This is a genomic window from Haemophilus haemolyticus, from assembly GCF_003490935.1.
Lineage (GTDB): Bacteria > Pseudomonadota > Gammaproteobacteria > Enterobacterales > Pasteurellaceae > Haemophilus > Haemophilus haemolyticus_M.
In genome coordinates, this window is sequence record NZ_QQGD01000003.1 from 140,352 (window position 1) to 159,049 (window position 18,698).

Consider the following 18,698-nt stretch of genomic DNA (forward strand, 5'->3'; position numbering starts at 1 on the left):
AAAAATCTCCTGAAATTTCAGGAGATTTGTAGTTTTTCATTTAGAAATATTTGGCTGTTATTGGAATGCTTCCTAGCTTAATTATTGAGCGGGTGGATTTGGGTTGTCCAATACATCCCAAACGCTTTCTTGTCGAGGTGCGATTTCTGTTTCAGCTGGTGGAGTAGTTGGCGATGGAGAAGCATTTGATGTGCCTCCGCAGAAATTCTGTCCATTATTCACCCAAACTGGAATCACTCGATTGCTGTCACAATCCCAGCTGCCATGTTGGGTAATACCAACCCATTTCATATTCGCAGGTTTATTTAGCTTCAATTTCTCAATATAAGTATGGCTTAAATAATCTTTATAAATCTGTAATGCGCCTGATGCACCAGTGAGTTTTGTTTCACCATTATCATCGCGACCAAGCCAAACCGTGCTGATATTTTTTCCATCGATCCCCACAAACCAAGTATCACGCGCATCATTTGTTGTCCCTGTTTTACCGGCTAAACGTAAATCCGCATAATCATTTTGCAAGCTACGAGCTGTACCACGTTCAACAGTTTGTTGCATCGCAAATAACGTTTGGAATGCGGCTTCTTGTGGAACCACTTGTTTTGCGGTTTTATCATGTTGATAAATGATATTTCCTTGACGATCCGCAATGGTATCAACGGTTGTGAGTTCAATCCGTCCACCTTGATTCGCAATAGTTTGATAAAGTTTAGTTACATCATAAGGTGAGATGGTATAAGCTCCGAGCAACATAGCGGGTACTTTTGGAATTTCCACATTATCCCATCCCATCGCTTTTTGTGTATCAATGACTTTGCTCAAGCCGACTTTCATCCCAATATTCACAGTCGGAATATTTAAAGAACGCGCTAAGGCATCCATTAACATCACCGAACCACTATATTTTTTGTCATAGTTACGTGGCTGCCATGGTGGGCTACCTTTAACATTAATCGTAATTGGCTGGTTATTAATTGGGGTATTTAAACGGAACTGTTCTGGATTCGAAAGTGCGGTCAAATAAATAGAAGGTTTTACTAAAGAACCAATCTGACGTTTTGCCATTAATGCGCGATTAAAGCCTGCATATTGCGTTTGCAAACCACCCACTACCGCACGAATTTCACCCACTCGGTAATCCGCAACAATCATGGCTCCTTCTAAATATGGATTTTTAGTTTTCAGTTGTAGTTGTGAAACTGTATTCACCACTGCATTTTCTGCTTGGGCTTGTTGTTTTAAATCCATTGTGGTGAAAATCCGTGCGCCAAGTAAGCTGGATATTTTATGTTCGCCTAGTTCACGACGTAAATCCGCCTGTAAAGTTTGAATAAATGACGGATATTTACGGGATATTTGTCCTTTTTGTTGAACACCTAAAGGTCGTTGGCTTAATAATTGGTAAAGTTCATCACCGATCATTTTATGTTCAAGCATGAGCTTTAAAACAACATTACGACGTTCTAAGGCATTTTGAGGATTACGCCAAGGATTATAAAGTGAAGGACCTTTGACCATACCGACTAAAAGTGCAATTTGATCTAAGCTAATTTCACGAATCGAACGACCAAAATAGAATTGGCTGGCTAATTCAAAACCGTGAATTTGCGTATCGCCATTTTGTCCGAGATAAATTTCATTGAGATAGGTTTCGAGAATACGATTTTTATCATAACGCCAATCTAACACCAATGACATCAAGGCTTCGTTCGCTTTACGGGTAATCGTACGTTCGCTTGATAAAAATAAATTTTTCACTAGTTGCTGAGTGAGCGTACTACCGCCTTGTACGGTTTGTCCCGCACGAATATTGGTAATTAATGCTCGTATAATCCCCACTGGATTTATGCCGTGATGATCATAAAAACGGCGATCTTCCGTTAAAATTAGGGCATCAATCAATAAGCGCGGATAATTTTGTAAAGGAATTGCAAGGCGATCTTCATTATCAGATTCCAACATCGCAATCAATTTTGGCGCAAGGCGAAACTCATCGATTGCTTTTACGGCAACGAGATCTTCAATTCGATTAAGTTTGTTATCGACAAAACGTAAACGTAAAACTCGTTGTGGTTCTGGTTTATCAGGGAAAGGGAAAGCTCGACGAAGAACCACAATGGTATCATCTTCTAATTTGAAATCGCCTGGTGCAGCTACCATGGTCGTTTGGCGATATTCGTTATCTAATAAAATTTGAATCACTTCATCAAAAGCGAGATTATCTGAAATCTTCACGCTTTCAATACGGCTATACACTTCAGCGGGCAAACGCCAAATTTGCCCGTCCATTTTCGAACGGATTTGCCAATCTAAATATCCGCCATAAAATACGATTAATACCGCACCAGTAAACGCGACTTTGAATAGAAAACTTTTGAAAGAACGGCATTTTTTTGGTGTTTTTTCTTCGGGATTTTTTTGAACGTTTTCGGTGGTCATAGTCGGTTAAGAGATAAAATCAACATAAGCTTCGAGGAAATGGATAAAATCTTGCGTGCCACAAAAAGCAATGCTTTCTTCATCATAATAATGAAAATCGTCTTCCAAAATTTCATCTGTTTCAATGGCGAGATTATTCGCTCGTACCATTACTTCATCAGCATCTAAAAACAATGTATATTCTGCGCCGATTAAGATCTCTTCTTGATTTTCAGAGAGGGATTGCGCAGTAGAAAGTGCGGTCAAAATCGCCTTTGGATTTGACCGCACTTCTGTATTGAACCAGTTAGCAAGAGCAATGTGTTCCATCGAACATTTTACGGATACATTGCCTTGATAATGTGTAAATTGAAAATCCATCTTAGATACTAAAGGATGAACCACAGCCACAAGTGCTGGTAGCATTTGGATTATTTACAGTAAAGCGTGAACCTTCTAAACCTTCTGTGTAATCGACGGTACCGCCGATTAAATACTGTAAACTCATTGGGTCAATCACAAGTTGAACGCCTGATTTTTCAATCGTTAAATCGCCTTCATTCACTTTTTCATCAAAAGTAAAACCATATTGGAAACCGCTACAGCCACCACCCGTGATATACACGCGTAATTTTAAATTAGTATTTTCTTCTTCGCTGATTAAACTTTTTACTTTATTCGCTGCTGCATCAGTAAATGTCAATGGTACTGCAATGTTATCTGTCATAATTATTTCCCGCTTCCCGAAAATTTGAATTTCGTTATTATCTAATAACCATTTACTCCATTCAAGTGTAATCCAGTTTTTTCCTAGAAATCGTGCTATAATCTGGCAAAATTTTTTTCAAAAAAGGTGAAATAAAATGGCTATTCCAATTAGAACAGAAAAAGAAATTGTAAAACTACGTGAGGCCTGCAAATTGGCTTCGGATGTGCTGGTGATGATTGAACCTTACGTAAAAGCAGGTGTAACTACTGGTGAACTTGATCGAATTTGCCATGAGTATATGGTGAATGAACAAAAGGTTATCCCTGCATGTTTGAATTATCATGGTTTCCCAAAGGCTACCTGTATTTCTATTAACGAAGTTGTCTGTCACGGTATTCCAAGTGACGATAAAGTGCTTAAAAATGGCGATATTGTGAATATTGATGTCACGGTGATTAAAGACGGTTATTTTGGTGATAACTCAAAAATGTATATCGTGGGCGGCGAAACGAATATTCGTAGTAAAAAATTAGTGGAAGCGGCACAAGAAGCCTTATACGTGGGATTGCGCACAGTAAAACCAGGTATTCGTTTAAATGAAATAGGTAAAGCTGTGCAAAAATATACAGAAAGCCAAACTTTCAGCGTTGTGCGTGAATATTGCGGACATGGTGTTGGTACAGAATTTCACTGCGAACCTCAAGTATTGCATTATTACGCAGATGATGGAGGGGTGATTTTAAAACCAGGCATGGTGTTCACGATTGAGCCAATGATTAATGCGGGCAAAAAAGAAGTGCGCGTTATGGGTGATGGTTGGACAGTAAAAACCAAAGATCGTAGCCATTCAGCACAATACGAACATCAACTTGTTGTCACAGAAACTGGTTGTGAAGTGATGACTATCCGAGATGAAGAAATTGCAGAAGGTCGAATTTCGCGGATTATGGTGAATGTGTAATTGACATTAAATTATAGGATAAGGGCGTAGATATACGCCCTTTTTATTTTTCTTTATAATAAAACGACTTCGATCTAACAAAAGGCAATTCATATGCTGTTTTCTCCGATACTATCTTCTCCTTTAACGCCAAGTGCGGTCAAAATTGAGCGAGAAAATCTCAAGCAATTTGAGCTAGAGAATTTTTCTCGTTATTCCATTTTTGAGCTTATTGAAAATCGCAGTAATTTTTATGATGCCTTATTGATTCAACTTTGGCAGGACATGGGATTAAGTGAATTGCAGGGGATTGCTTTAATTGCGGTGGGTGGTTATGGACGGCGTGAGATGTTTCCTTTGTCGGATCTCGATTTTTTAATTTTGGTCAAGCAAATACCTAGCCCAGAAATTGAAGAAAAGATTACACAATTTATCCAATTTTTATGGGATTGTGGCTTTGAGGTGGGAAATAGTGTTCGAACCTTAGAACAATGTGAATCGGAAGGAAAACAAGATATTACGATTGCCACCAATTTATTAGAAGCTAGATTTCTTACTGGAGATCGACCGCACTTTGATGCGCTAAATGAATTGGTAAAAAATGCTGATTTTTGGTCGAAAGAAGATTTTTTTAACGCCAAAGTGCAAGAGCAAATAGAACGTTATCAGCGTTATCACAATACGGCTTATAACCTTGAGCCAGATATTAAGTACAGCCCGGGTGGTTTGCGTGATTTGCATTTGTTGTATTGGGTGGCGTTGCGCCATTCGGGGGCGTTGACCCTTGAGGCCATTTTACAAAGCGGTTTTATTTATCCTCAAGAATATCAGCAACTACAAGAAAGTCGTGCATTTTTATTTAAAGTGCGGTTCGCTTTGCATTTGATTTTGAAACGTTACGATAATCGTCTGTTGTTTGATCGCCAAATTAAAGTCAGTGAATTGTTGGGTTTTCGAGGTGAAGGAAATCAAGCTGTGGAAAAAATGATGAAATGTTTTTTTCAAGCATTGCACCGAATTTCGCTCATTAGTAATTTGCTGATTCAGCATTATCGAGAAAATGTGCTTTCATCAAATCAGGACAGCGTGATTCATCAGTTAGACGATGATTTTCAACTGATTAACCAATGCTTGTGTTTACGTAATAGCCTTGTTTTTCAAGAAAAACCAGAACGAATTTTAGATCTATTCTTTTATTTAACGCAGTACGACCAGGCTAAAATTCATTCTGATACTTTGCGTCAATTACAAATTTCCTTGGATCAATTACCACAAAAATTATGTGAAATTCCTGCAGCTAGAGAAAAATTTCTACGTTTGTTTAATCAATCTAATGCGATTAAGCGTGCGTTTATGCCGATGCACCAATATGGCGTATTAACTGCGTATCTTTCCCGATGGCAAGCCATTGAGGGATTAATGCAATTTGATTTATTCCATATTTATACGGTGGATGAGCATACATTGCGCGTGATGTTAAAATTGGAAAGTTTTCTGTCACAGGAAAGTGCGCAAGAACATCCGATTGCCCATCGAATTTTTAGCCAACTTTCTGACCGCACTTTGCTTTATATTGCGGCATTGTTCCACGATATTGCAAAAGGGCGGGGCGGTGATCACGCAGAACTTGGTGCTGTGGATGTTGCCGACTTTGCACAATTACATGGTTTAGATCGCCGAGAAATTGATACCCTTGTTTGGTTAGTTCAATCTCATTTGCTGATGTCAATTACTGCGCAACGCCGTGATATTCATGATCCTGAAGTCGTCATGAATTTTGCTGAAGCCGTGCAAAATCAAGTTCGGCTAGATTATCTCACCTGTTTAACGGTAGCGGATATTTGTGCAACCAACAGCAATTTATGGAATAGCTGGAAACGTTCGCTTTTTGCCTCTTTATATGAATTTACTGAACAGCAATTTGCACAAGGCATGAAAGAATTGCTTGATTATTCAGAAAAATCGGAAGAAAACCGAAAACTTGCACAACAAATTTTAACGCAGGATTATTCAGATATTGCACCAATCTTGATTGAGCAATTATGGACTCGTTGCCCTGAAGATTATTTTGTGCGTAATACGCCAAAACAAATCGCGTGGCATACAAGTTTGCTGGTGGATTTCGCTGAGGCATTATTAGTGAAAATTAGTAATCGCTTTTCACTTGGTGGCACGGAAGTGTTTATTTATTGCCAAGATCAACCGCACTTATTTAATAAAGTGGTGAGCACCATAGGAGCAAAAAAATTCAGTATCCATGATGCGCAGATTATTACGACACAAGATGGTTATGTTTTTGATAGCTTTATCATCACGGAACTTAATGGTGAATTAGTGGAATTTGATCGTCGCCGAGAACTAGAGCAAGCCCTAACATTAGCCCTTCAAAGCGAAAAATTACCCGCACTTTCTATTACGCCGAACCGTCAACTTCAACATTTCACTGTACAAACCGACGTGCGTTTTTTACATGAAAACAAAAAAGAGCATACTGAAATGGAACTGGTTGCGTTGGATAAACCGGGGTTATTAGCCCAAGTGAGCCAAATCTTCAGTGAGCTAAATCTCAATTTGTTGAATGCGAAAATTACCACAGTGGGCGAGAAAGCCGAGGACTTTTTTATTTTGACGAACCAATTTGGGCAAGCTCTTGCAAGAGAGGAAAGGGAAAAACTGAACAGTGTTATTATTCAGCAAATTAGGTAAATATCTATATTCTATTAATAAGTTAAATGAGGCATATAACTACTATTGCACCAATATATTAATTATTTCAGCTATGAAGCTTAAGAGTTTTACCACATTAACAAAATTTCTAATTTGTAAAATATAAAAGCTATTCTCCGTATTTTTCTAAATAAATTTTACTTATTTTTTGATGTATGGCATAGTTAGTCTGATTTTGGGTTTATGGGAGGGGAAGTGTTATATCTTACTCTCTTATAAATAAATCTTATCTTAAATATAGAGGTATATATGAATAATATTTATAAAGTCGTGTGGAACGCAGGTTTGCAAATGTTCCAAGTTGTATCTGAATTAGCAAAAGGAAAATCTAAATCAAGACGTTGCAAGCAACAAGTTTCTGATGCATCATCTGCCTGCCTGCCTGCCTGCCTGCCTGCCTGCCTGCCTGCCTGCCTGCCTGCCTGCCTGCCTGTCTTAACATTTTCTTCTCTTTTCTTATTTTCAACAAATAGTTTTGCGGCTGATCCTGAAATTGAACAGTTAAAACAAGAAATTACAACTCTAAAACAAGAAATTAGCACCCTTAAAATTAAACAAATTCACGGTGTAAGTGTGAATATAGATTCTTCTGATACAAATTATAATAATAGTGGTGCTACTGGTACTTATTCTGTTGCACTAGGTAAAAGTGCAAATTCTAAGAATACTGGAGGAGTAGCGATAGGCTGGAATGCGGTTTCAAATGCAAATTATTCACTAGCAATTGGTGCATATACTAAAGCATTGGGGGGAAATAGTATTGCATTGGGTGTACTTACTAATGCCTCGGGAAACAATGGTATTGCATTAGGTGCGGGAGCTAAATCACTTGGTAATAGTGCGATTAGTATTGGTACAAATTCTAATTCCTCTTTGTCGGCAACAAACGGTATTAGTATTGGGACTCATGCCCAATCGGCTGAAGAACATACTATTGCACTTGGCACTTTATCGAAAGCATTAGGCGTGCAAACTTTAGCGTTCGGCTTTGAGTCAAGTGCAAATGGTCAAGCCTCAGTTGCGATTGGGAGTAAAAATAAAATAAATAGCAAAAATAGCTTAGTTGCAGGGACTGAATCTGAGATCACTGATTATGCAAATTCTTCTATTGCATTAGGTGTTAGTGCTTATGTGGGTAAATCTAAAAAAGCAAATTCAAATGCATATATTGATGGAAGAGGCACGATTATTGATTCTGATCAAAGTGAAACAGGTACACCGGGATCGACTCGTGCAGTAGCAAAAGATTATGCTCAGATGAATGTTGAGCCAACTAGGAAATATTTTTCTTCAGTTGCAATTGGTAATTCAGCAAAAGCACTTGGATATCAAACATTAGCGATCGGGGGAACAGCTGAAGCTTCAGCTACAAACTCAATGGCGCTTGGTATTGCCGCAGAAGCTAGAGGACATTTTTCTAATGCCTTAGGTAAGCAAGCAATTGCTTATAAAAATAATGCTATCGCGCTAGGTTATTATTCTTCTGCTCGTTCAGAAAGTTCTATTGCGTTGGGTGATAACTCAACAGTTCAAACTGAATCTGGCATCGCATTAGGTTCAAACTCATTTAATGAGCGTGGAATAGGTGCTATTGGCTATGATTTTAGCGAAAAAAATACAAAACATACAAATAGTGAAAATAAGATAGCGAATGGTCAATTGCTGGGAACAATGAAAACAGAATATGATCAATTAACTACAGCGATCACGCCATTAGAAACTGACTTTAATGACACAGAGAAAGCATACTATAAATTGGTTGAACAGCGAGATGTTGAGTTTAATTTGAAAAAACAACAGGAAAAAGTGAACGAATTAACAACTCAACTGACTGCACTTAAAGCACAGTCTAGTCCGAAACAAGACGAGATCACTAAGGTTGAAAATGAAAAAACCGCAGCCGAAGAAGAATTAACAAGGCTTAATGAAAAAAATACCGCTTTATTAGCCGAAACAAATGTTCAGTCTGATAAATTAAGTGATGAAATTGCGGCAAAAGAGACAGAGTTAGAGACTAAAAAACAAGCATTGTTAGCTAAAAAAGAGGAACGCAATAAAATCGTTTCTGTATGGCAAGGCACTGCTGGATCGCTTTCTATTGGAAATGATAAAAAAGGCATTACTCGCCAAATTATTGGTGTTGCAGCAGGTACAGAAGACACCGATGCAGTGAACGTAGCTCAATTAAAGACTTTGGCGACATTACCAGTTTCTATTTATAATGGTGGTGGAATGATAAATAATGCATTCAAATTGGGAACTGCTATTGATGGCTTTGCATTAAATAACTTGAGTTTTAGTTTTGGTGACGGCTTAAAAGTTGAGAAGAAAGATGTAGACGGAAAACAGGTTCTTTTTGTCGGTTTAGATCGTGAAAAAATTCAAAATGATGCAACGTTAAAAGGCGAAAAAGGCGAGCAAGGAGAAAGCGGTCCTAAAGGCGAACAAGGTCCTCAAGGCAATCAAGGAGAAAGAGGTCCTAAAGGCGAACAAGGTCCTCAAGGCAATCAAGGAGAAAGAGGTCCTAAAGGCGAGAAAGGCGATCAAGGAAAATCAGCTTATGAAAGTTGGAAAGAACTGCCTGCTAACCATGGAAAATCCGAAGCTGAATTTGCTGAGGTGTTAGGGGGAGGAGCGAGTAAAGCTGAGTTACAACAGCTTCGTACGGAACACGATAGCTTGAAAGCGCAAATCCGCAAAGATCAGCAATCCATTCAACAACTCGATCGCAATATGCAAAAAATGAACAAAGATTTGCGGGCAGGGATTGCGGGTGCGACAGCGATTGCTTTCTTGCAAGGGGGAAATTTTGCTGGAGATTCTGCGGTTTCTGTGGCAGTTGGCACTTATAAAGGAGAACACGCGTTAGCGGTCGGTTACGGCAGACGTTTAACCAATAACAAAATTGAGATTAAATTGGGTGCGAGTGTCAATAGCCAAAGCGATGTTAATGCGGGCGGTAGTGTAGGATACCACTGGTAAAATAAGGATAAGAGTAAAAGTGCGGTCAATTTGGACCGCATTTTTTATAAAAATACGGGCGTTGAAGTGAAAAATAGTGGTTCTTGAAAAATATATTTCTAGGTAAATTTGCCTTATGTTATCCTTTACAAAAAAATTTTAGGGTCACACTATGCTGAGTATTTTTGTTACTTTTATTGGCGCATTTTTAACATTGATTGTGATGCGACCAGTTGCCAATTGGATTGGATTAGTTGATAAGCCAAACTATCGTAAACGTCATCAAGGCGCAATTCCGCTAATCGGTGGTGTATCGCTTTTTGTTGGAAATCTTTGCTATTACCTGATGGAATGGGATCAACTTCGATTACCTTATCTCTATTTGTTCAGTATTTTTGTTTTATTGGCGATAGGGATTTTAGATGATCGCTTTGATATCAGTCCTTTCTTAAGAGCAGGGATTCAAGCAATACTGGCGATTTTAATGATCGATCTCGGGAATGTTTATCTTGATCATTTAGGTCAAATTTTAGGGCCTTTCCAGTTAACGCTTGGTTCAATTGGTTTGATTATTACCGTCTTTGCCACTATTGCGATTATTAATGCCTTTAATATGATTGATGGTATTGATGGATTGCTCGGTGGGCTTTCTTGCGTTTCTTTTGCCGCGATTGGTTTCTTGATGTATCGAGATGGGCAAATGGATATGGCGCATTGGAGTTTTGCTTTAATCGTATCGATTTTACCTTATTTGATGCTCAATCTAGGCATTCCATTTGGACCGAAATATAAGGTGTTTATGGGGGATGCGGGGAGTACATTAATTGGCTTTACCATTATTTGGATTTTGTTATTGAGTACGCAAGGAAAAGGGCATCCTATGAATCCAGTAACCGCACTTTGGATTATTGCGATTCCTTTGATTGATATGGTTGCGATTATTTATCGCCGTGTACGTAAAGGCAAAAGCCCATTCCGCCCAGATCGTTTACACGTTCATCATTTAATGGTGAGAGCGGGTTTAACATCAAGACAAGCCTTTTTATTGATTACGTTTGTTTCTGCAATTTGTGCAACTATCGGTATTTTAGGGGAAGTTTATTATGTGAATGAGTGGGCGATGTTTGTCGGCTTTTTCATTTTATTTTTCCTTTATGTCTATTCAATTACGCGTGCATGGCGAATTACTCGTTGGGTCAGAAGAATGAAACGTCGTGCAAAACGGTTGAAGAAAGCATAAAAAAATAAAGGCTTGTGTTATTAAATCACAGGCCTTTATTTTTTGAGAAAATACACCGCACTTTTAATATTTTGGTGAGCTATTTTTGTAGATAGAAAAAATCCCCAGCCTTTTGGCTAGGGATTGAAATTTGGAGCGGGAAACGAGGCTCGAACTCGCGACCCCGACCTTGGCAAGGTCGTGCTCTACCAACTGAGCTATTCCCGCAATAATGCTTTTATAATGTGAAATTGGAGCGGGAAACGAGGCTCGAACTCGCGACCCCAACCTTGGCAAGGTTGTGCTCTACCAACTGAGCTATTCCCGCAGTTCACATCAGTGAATGAGCCAGCATTATACAAATATTTTTAGAGCTTGCAAGGGCAATTTCATAAAAAGAAATTTTTTGTTGAAGTTTTCGTCAATCTAATTTCATGAAATGTTCGCGATAATAAGCTAGCTCTTTAATTGATTCTCGAATGTCATCTAGCGCCAAATGCGTATTCTCTTTTTTAAAGCCTTCTAAAATTTCAGGTTTCCAACGTGCTGCAAGTTCTTTTAATGTGCTCACGTCTAAATGACGATAATGAAAATAATCAGCTAAATCAGGCATATATTTCACTAAGAAGCGTTTATCTTGGGCAATGCTGTTACCGCAAATTGGCGACGCACCTTTGGGCACCCATTTTTTTAAAAAGTCTAAGGTTTGTAATTCTGCTGCTCGTTCGGTAAGTTTGCTGGCTTTTACGCGTTCAATTAAGCCGTTTTCACTATGTGTTTTTTGGCACCAATCATTCATTTTATTGAGTAATTCATCAGACTGATGAACAGCCAACACAGGGCCTTCTGCCAAAATATTTAAATTTTTATCTGTTACGATAGTGGCAATTTCAATAATACGTTCTTTTTCCGGATCTAAACCGGTCATTTCTAAATCAATCCAAATAAGATTTTGTTTATCGAATGGCATAATATCAGGTATCCTATGCAAAAATTTTTTTCATTTTACCAAAAACAAGGGAAAAAACGACCGCACTTTTATGGCTAAACGTAAATTAACTCAAAACCAAACTAGAAGAATTCAATCGAATAATGCGAAAACCTTACATCGCCATAAGAAAAAAGAGATTGAATGGTCAGATGAAATGCTTGGCGAATCACAAGAAGGTGTTGTGGTCACGCGTTATTCGATTCATGCAGATGTCGAAAATGAACAAGGCGAAATTTATCGTTGTAATTTGCGTCGTACCTTGTCGAGTTTGGTGGTGGGAGATAAAGTCGTTTGGCGTAAAGGCAATGAACAATTACAAGGTGTGAGTGGCGTGATTGAGGCGATTCACCCTCGAGAAAATGAAATTTCCCGCCCTGACTATTATGATGGTTTGAAACCCATTGGGGCGAATATTGATCGTATTATTATTGTATCAGCGGTGTTGCCAACGCTTTCCTTAAATATTATAGATCGTTATCTTGTTGTCTGTGAAATCGCGGGAATTACGCCTCTAATTGTTTTGAATAAAGTGGATTTATTGACGCAAGAACAGCGTCAAGAAATTGAAGAACAACTTAAAATTTACCAAGATATTGGCTATGAGATTTTAATGATTTCAGCAAAGAGCGGTGAAAATATGGAAAGATTAACCGCACTTTTGGCACAAGGCACGGCGATTTTTGTTGGGCAATCTGGTGTCGGTAAATCGAGTTTAATTAATCATATTTTGCCTAGCGTAAATGCTCAAGTAGGGGATGTGAGCGAAACATCTGGGCTAGGGCAGCATACGACGACATCATCGCGTCTTTATCATTTGCCACAAGGTGGTAATTTAATTGATTCGCCAGGAATTAGAGAATTTGGGCTTTGGCATTTAGATGCGGAGCAAATTACAAAAGGGTATCGAGAATTTCAATATGTTTTGGGAACCTGTAAATTCCGTGATTGTAAACATTTGAGCGATCCAGGGTGTGCGTTGCGTGAAGCCGTTGAGCAAGGGAAAATTTCGCCTGTTCGTTATGATAATTATCATCGATTAATTGAAAGTTTAAGTGAAACAAAATCACAACGTCATTTTTCAGCAGTTTAACGATTGCGTGAGGCGGCTAAAAAATAGGCATATTTGTTGCTTTTTCACGATTTAGTCTAAGTTTTTTGTGTTTATTGTTGATTATTTTCCTTTGAACAAGGATACTAAGGCGATTTCTTAGTTTTTATTTTTTAACTATTATTTAGTAGAGGTAGCATTATGTACTCAAAAGATGTCGAAATCACTGCGCCAAATGGCTTACATACTCGCCCAGCTGCTCAATTTGTGAAAGAAGCAAAGGCATTTTTATCTGATATTACTGTGACTTCAGCAGGAAAAAGCGCAAGTGCAAAAAGTTTATTTAAGCTACAGACGTTAGGGTTAACACAGGGAACAGTGATTACCATTTCTGCAGAAGGTGAAGATGAGCAACAGGCTGTAGACCACTTAGTTGCTTTAATTCCAACCTTAGAATAATACTGACTTAGCCATAAAATTGAGAAATTTTATGGCTATTGTTTATCTATCCCTTTTTTAATTATTTCGGAAGGTATCTATGATTTCTGGCATTCTCGCATCCCCAGGTATTGCCTTTGGCAAGGCACTTGTTCTTAAAGAAGAAAAGATTGTTCTTGATACGCAAAAAATTACTGATGATCAAATTGACGCAGAAGTCGCTCGATTTTATGAAGGTCGTGCATTGGCGGTGGAACAACTTAATTCGATCAGAGAGCGCGCATTAGTTTCTTTAGGCGAAGAAAAAGCCGCTATCTTTGAAGGCCACTTGATGATTCTTGAGGATGAAGAATTAGAAGAAGAAATTCTTGATTATCTTCGTTCAAATAAAGTCAATGCCGCAGTTGCAGCGAGCAAAATTATTGATCAACAAGTCACAATGTTGTCGGAGATCGATGATGAATATTTGAAAGAGCGTGCTGGCGATATTCGTGATATTGGTAACCGTTTAATTAAAAATATTTTGGGTATGTACATAGTAGATCTTGGCGATATTCAAGAAGAATCAATTCTTGTTGCTTATGATCTGACTCCATCAGAAACTGCTCAACTTAATCTTGAAAAAGTATTAGGGGTTGTCACTGATATTGGTGGTAGAACCTCTCATACTTCTATTATGGCGCGTTCTTTAGAATTACCGGCGATTGTAGGCACAAATAATGTGACCGAATTAGTCAATACAGGTGATTACTTAATTTTAGATGCGATAAATAATCAAGTTTATGTCAATCCAACACAATCTCAGATTGATGAATTAAAAACACTTGAAGCTAAAATTTCTCAGGAAAAAGCAGAGTTAGCTAAATTAAAAGATCTTCCTGCAATCACATTAGATGGACACAAGGTTGATGTTGTCGCGAATATCGGGACAATCCGTGATTGTGAAGGGGCAGATCGCAATGGTGCGGAAGGTATCGGTTTATACCGAACTGAATTCTTATTTATGGATCGTGAACAGCTTCCGACGGAAGAAGAACAATTCATCGCCTATAAAGAAGTCGTAGAAGCAATGAATGGGCGTTTAACCGTGCTTCGTACTATGGATATTGGTGGCGATAAAGAGCTTCCATATTTAGATTTACCAAAAGAAATGAATCCATTCTTGGGATGGCGTGCGATTCGCATTGCGTTAGATCGCCGTGAAATTTTAAATGCACAATTACGCGCGGTGTTGCGTGCTTCAGCGTTTGGTAAATTGGCGGTGATGTTCCCTATGATTATTTCTGTAGAAGAAATTCGAGAATTAAAAGCGGTTATTGAAACATTAAAAGCGGAATTACGTGCAGAAGGCAAAGCTTTTGATGAGCATATCCAAGTGGGTGTAATGGTTGAAACACCGTCCGCTGCTGTAAATGCAAAATTCTTAGCAAAAGAAGTAGATTTCTTCAGTATCGGTACTAACGATTTAACTCAATATACTTTGGCGGTGGATCGAGGCAATGAGTTAATTTCGCATCTCTACAATCCGATGCAGCCATCTGTGCTTGGTTTAATAAAACAGGTAATTGATGCTTCTCACGCAGAGGGTAAATGGACGGGAATGTGCGGTGAATTAGCCGGTGATGAACGTGCAACCTTATTGTTACTTGGTATGGGATTAGATGAATTTAGTATGAGTGCTATTTCCGTACCTAGAATTAAAAAATTAATCCGTAATGTGAATTTCCAAGATGCAAAAGCACTTGCTAATGCCGCATTACAAAAACCGACCGCTTCGGAAATTGAGCAGTTAATCGAAGAATTTTTGGCGGAAAATGCATTAAGTTAAACAAAATTGTTTGATTTTACGTTAAAATAACAGCCATCTATGAATTGATAGGAGATTAAAATGGGCTTATTTGACAAGTTATTCGGTTCAAAAGAAAACAAATCTGTGGAAGTTGAAATTTATGCACCTATCTCTGGTGAGATTGTAAATATTGAAGATGTTCCAGATGTAGTTTTCTCTGAAAAAATCGTGGGTGATGGTGTTGCTATTCGTCCTACCGGTAACAAAATCGTTGCGCCAGTGGATGGTGTGATTGGTAAAATTTTTGAAACCAACCATGCTTTCTCAATGGAATCAAAAGAAGGTGTAGAATTATTTGTACACTTTGGTATTGATACCGTTGAGTTGAAAGGTGAAGGCTTTACTCGTATTGCGCAAGAAGGCCAATCTGTTAAGCGTGGTGATACCGTGATTGAATTTGATCTTCCTTTATTAGAATCAAAAGCAAAATCTGTATTAACACCCATTGTTATTTCTAATATGGATGAAATTTCTTGCATCGTGAAAAAATCAGGTGAAGTCGTCGCTGGAGAGTCAGTGGTATTAAGCTTAACTAAATAATTTCTTTACGATAAAAAAGTCCGCCTTTGTGCGGATTTTTTATTTATGTAAATAAAACTGTGGTGTAGATAGGATTCAACGGAAAAATTAAAAATGATCTATAAACTTACTGGCTCACTCCAAAATTACGTATGGGGAGGGCATCAATATATTCCTCAATTACTGAATATTCCTGCGGAAGAAAATCAATATTATGCTGAATGGTGGTTGGGCGCTCATCATTCTGCGCCTTCAAGCATTGAAGTCGATGGTAAAAATTTGTTACTTACTGAATTTTTACAGAAAAATCCTACCGCACTTGGTGCACAAAGCCGAGCAAGTTTTGGTGATGAATTACCCTATTTATTAAAAATTCTTGATGTCGCCCAACCCCTTTCTATTCAACTTCATCCAACGAAAACACAAGCTGAGATAGGATTTGCGGAAGAAAATGCGGAAGGCATTGAGTTAAAAGCATCAACACGGACTTATAAAGATAACAATCATAAACCTGAAATGATGATTGCTTTATCTGATTTCTGGTTGTTGCATGGTTTTAAAAATAAATCGGATATTATCGAAACTTTAGCATCGCGATCATCTTTAACCCCGCTTGCAAAAAAATTACATAAACAAGATTTACATGCTTTCTATGCCGATATTATGCAAGCAGAACAAGCTCAGCTACACCAATGGCTTTCCCCAATTCTGTTGGAGAATCAAGCTGCTTATGAGGCTAATCATTTGGATTTAACTAATCCAGATTATTGGGTGCTTTACACCATTGATGCAATGAATATTTCTTTAGATAAATTAGATGCTGGTTTAATTTGCTTCTATTTGTTTAATATTGTTCATCTCAAAAAAGGTGAGGGAATTTACCAAGATGCTGGCATTCCGCACGCTTATTTACGTGGGCAAAATATTGAACTGATGGCTTGTTCAGACAATGTGATTCGCGGTGGTTTAACGCCTAAATATGTGGATATTCCAGAATTGCTTAAAATTGTAGATTGTCGTGAAGTGGAGCCTAAAATTATCCGGTCGGCACCTCAAGACGCGCGTATATTTACTTATGCTACGCCTGCACAAGATTTCGCTTTGCAAAATATTCAATATGAATGTGGTGAAACTCATTATTTAAAAGCACAAAGTGCGAGTATTTTATTGGTGATGAATGGCCAGTTAAATTTACGCTCAGAAACGACCGCACTTTCTTTGAAACAAGGTGAGGCAGCTTTCATTACCGCGAATGCTTCTTATGAGGTGGAAGGTTTAATTGAAGGCTATGCAGTGGTGGCAAGATTGCCTTAATTTTATACAAAATAGGCTATAAAAGTGCGGGTGGATTTGATAGACTTTTTATACAATCTATCCACTAAAGGAGAAAAATATGCTTGATGGATTCGCTATTTCCACATTAATCTTTGTGATATTAGTTGCATTAATTTTGTTTTCTACAGTGAAAACCGTACCACAAGGCTATAACTGGACAATCGAACGTTTTGGTCGTTACACAAGAACATTAATGCCAGGGTTAAATTTAGTGGTGCCTTTTGTTGATCGTATTGGTCGTAAAATTAATATGATGGAACAAGTTTTAGACATTCCTTCCCAGGAAGTGATTTCTAAAGATAACGCCAATGTTTCTATTGATGCGGTTTGTTTTGTGCAAGTGATTGATGCGCGAAGTGCGGCTTATGAAGTGAATCATTTGGAACAAGCTATCATCAATTTAACCATGACAAATATTCGAACCGTGCTTGGTTCGATGGAGCTTGATGAAATGCTTTCCCAACGTGATTCTATTAATAGTCGATTATTGGCTATTGTAGATGAAGCGACAAATCCATGGGGGATTAAAGTAACGCGTATTGAAATTCGTGATGTTCGTCCGCCTCGTGAATTGATTGATTCTATGAATGCTCAAATGAAAGCGGAACGCAATAAACGTGCTGAAGTATTAGAGGCTGAAGGGATTCGCCAAGCTCAGATTCTTCGTGCTGAAGGTGAAAAACAAGCTCGAATTTTAAAAGCGGAAGGGGAGCGACAAGAAGCCTTTTTACAAGCTGAAGCTCGAGAACGTGCTGCAGAAGCTGAAGCAAAAGCAACGCAAATGGTATCAGAAGCAATTACCAGCGGTGACACCAAAGCAATTAACTACTTTATTGCACAAAAATACACGGAAGCATTGAAAGAAATCGGTAGTTCAGGAAACAGTAAAGTCGTGCTTATGCCATTAGAAGCTGGCAATTTAATTGGTTCTGTTGCAGGTATTGCGGAGTTATTAAAGGGCGATAAAAAATCTTAATTTAGATAAAGTGCGGTGATTTTTTTAATCGTTTATCACCGCACTTTTGTAATAAAAAGCCTTTACAACAAATAGGAGAATCTATGGCGGATTGGTTAATAAATTGGACGCTTTGGCATTGGCTGATTTTAGGCTTTATTTTGCTTATTGGTGAAGTGCTTACACCAGGGATATTTTTGCTATGGTGGGGATTCGCGGCTTTAGTGACGGCATTTGTACAATTTCTTTTTCCAAGCCTTTCCCTTGCCTCACTTGCTATTTTTTATGCGCTATTAGCTTGTATACTTTCTGTGATTTGGTGGAAATATCAACATGGTAAAGATCGCCATGATCAATCTCATTCAACATTAAATCAGCGAGATCATGCGTTACTTGGTAAACAAGGCATTGTTCAGGAAGTTGGCGCGAATGGAATTGGTCGAGGCGCTTTTGGCGACACAACTTGGCGCATTCAAGGTGATAATCTCACGGTTGGTGCATTGATTGAAGTTGAACGTGTGGATGGCATTACGCTGATTGTAAAAAATCTTTCTAATTAGTTTTGGGGTTTATTCGATAAGAAAAAACA

At 38.3% G+C, this 18,698-nt stretch carries 15 protein-coding genes and 2 tRNA genes; 11 read left to right on the plus strand and 6 right to left on the minus strand.

Annotated elements, in window-relative coordinates:
• Window positions 1-81: 81 nt before the first annotated feature.
• From mrcB to erpA, 3 genes are read right to left on the minus strand one after another with little or no spacing between them, the layout of a single operon-like run.
• The gene (gene mrcB / locus DV417_RS04835) at window positions 82-2,439 is read right to left on the minus strand and encodes a penicillin-binding protein 1B (RefSeq protein WP_118878886.1); all 2,358 of its coding nucleotides are present in this window, start codon (window positions 2,437-2,439) and stop codon (window positions 82-84) included.
• Between the two features lie 6 nt (window positions 2,440-2,445).
• On the minus strand, window positions 2,446-2,799 hold the full coding sequence (locus tag DV417_RS04840; RefSeq protein ID WP_032826506.1) for a YacL family protein: 354 nt from the start codon (window positions 2,797-2,799) through the stop codon (window positions 2,446-2,448).
• Between the two features lies 1 nt (window position 2,800).
• Entirely contained in the window at window positions 2,801-3,145 is a 345-nt protein-coding gene (gene erpA, locus DV417_RS04845) for an iron-sulfur cluster insertion protein ErpA (protein WP_005632606.1), read from the minus strand.
• Window positions 3,146-3,281: 136 nt separating this feature from the next.
• On the opposite strand from erpA, the gene map reads away from it, so the two are divergent.
• The 4 genes from map (at window position 3,282) to wecA (ending at window position 10,995) form a co-directional block, all read left to right on the plus strand.
• Entirely contained in the window at window positions 3,282-4,088 is an 807-nt protein-coding gene (gene map, locus DV417_RS04850; RefSeq protein ID WP_005638836.1) for a type I methionyl aminopeptidase, read from the plus strand.
• 93 nt (window positions 4,089-4,181) lie between these two features.
• Window positions 4,182-6,773 (plus strand): bifunctional uridylyltransferase/uridylyl-removing protein GlnD, encoded by a 2,592-nt coding sequence (gene glnD, locus DV417_RS04855; RefSeq protein ID WP_118878888.1) that lies wholly within the window; start codon window positions 4,182-4,184, stop codon window positions 6,771-6,773.
• 270 nt (window positions 6,774-7,043) lie between these two features.
• Window positions 7,044-9,776 (plus strand): YadA-like family protein, encoded by a 2,733-nt coding sequence (locus DV417_RS04860; protein ID WP_118878890.1) that lies wholly within the window; start codon window positions 7,044-7,046, stop codon window positions 9,774-9,776.
• A 151-nt stretch (window positions 9,777-9,927) separates the two neighbouring features.
• On the plus strand, window positions 9,928-10,995 hold the full coding sequence (gene wecA / locus DV417_RS04865) for a UDP-N-acetylglucosamine--undecaprenyl-phosphate N-acetylglucosaminephosphotransferase (RefSeq protein ID WP_046939313.1): 1,068 nt from the start codon (window positions 9,928-9,930) through the stop codon (window positions 10,993-10,995).
• A gap of 131 nt (window positions 10,996-11,126) precedes the next feature.
• Here the strand turns inward: wecA and DV417_RS04870 are convergent.
• The 3 genes from DV417_RS04870 to orn all read right to left on the minus strand — a co-directional run bounded on the left by DV417_RS04870 (window position 11,127) and on the right by orn (window position 11,944).
• Window positions 11,127-11,202 (minus strand) — tRNA-Gly (locus DV417_RS04870).
• A 24-nt stretch (window positions 11,203-11,226) separates the two neighbouring features.
• Window positions 11,227-11,302: transfer RNA gene (locus tag DV417_RS04875), tRNA-Gly, on the minus strand.
• Between the two features lie 93 nt (window positions 11,303-11,395).
• A complete protein-coding gene (gene orn, locus DV417_RS04880; RefSeq protein ID WP_009500975.1) occupies window positions 11,396-11,944 on the minus strand; it encodes an oligoribonuclease in 549 nt (182 codons plus the stop codon).
• Window positions 11,945-12,014: 70 nt separating this feature from the next.
• On the opposite strand from orn, the gene rsgA reads away from it, so the two are divergent.
• The 7 genes from rsgA (at window position 12,015) to DV417_RS04915 (ending at window position 18,669) form a co-directional block, all read left to right on the plus strand.
• Entirely contained in the window at window positions 12,015-13,055 is a 1,041-nt protein-coding gene (gene rsgA / locus DV417_RS04885; protein WP_118878892.1) for a small ribosomal subunit biogenesis GTPase RsgA, read from the plus strand.
• Window positions 13,056-13,214: 159 nt separating this feature from the next.
• Complete coding sequence (gene ptsH / locus DV417_RS04890; protein WP_009500977.1) at window positions 13,215-13,472, plus strand: phosphocarrier protein Hpr; 258 nt, start codon at window positions 13,215-13,217, stop codon at window positions 13,470-13,472.
• Between the two features lie 79 nt (window positions 13,473-13,551).
• Window positions 13,552-15,279 carry a phosphoenolpyruvate-protein phosphotransferase PtsI gene (gene ptsI, locus DV417_RS04895; protein WP_118878894.1) on the plus strand — a complete coding sequence of 576 codons (1,728 nt, stop codon included), beginning with the start codon at window positions 13,552-13,554 and terminating at the stop codon, window positions 15,277-15,279.
• A gap of 60 nt (window positions 15,280-15,339) precedes the next feature.
• On the plus strand, window positions 15,340-15,840 hold the full coding sequence (gene crr, locus DV417_RS04900) for a PTS glucose transporter subunit IIA (RefSeq protein WP_005638822.1): 501 nt from the start codon (window positions 15,340-15,342) through the stop codon (window positions 15,838-15,840).
• Between the two features lie 93 nt (window positions 15,841-15,933).
• Window positions 15,934-17,133 (plus strand): mannose-6-phosphate isomerase, class I, encoded by a 1,200-nt coding sequence (gene manA / locus DV417_RS04905; RefSeq protein ID WP_118878896.1) that lies wholly within the window; start codon window positions 15,934-15,936, stop codon window positions 17,131-17,133.
• Window positions 17,134-17,212: 79 nt separating this feature from the next.
• Window positions 17,213-18,130, plus strand: coding sequence for an SPFH domain-containing protein (locus DV417_RS04910; protein WP_005628412.1), 918 nt, complete (start codon window positions 17,213-17,215; stop codon window positions 18,128-18,130).
• A gap of 83 nt (window positions 18,131-18,213) precedes the next feature.
• Window positions 18,214-18,669, plus strand: a complete 456-nt coding sequence (locus tag DV417_RS04915; protein ID WP_118878898.1) for an NfeD family protein — start codon at window positions 18,214-18,216, stop codon at window positions 18,667-18,669.
• Window positions 18,670-18,698 lie beyond the last annotated feature (29 nt).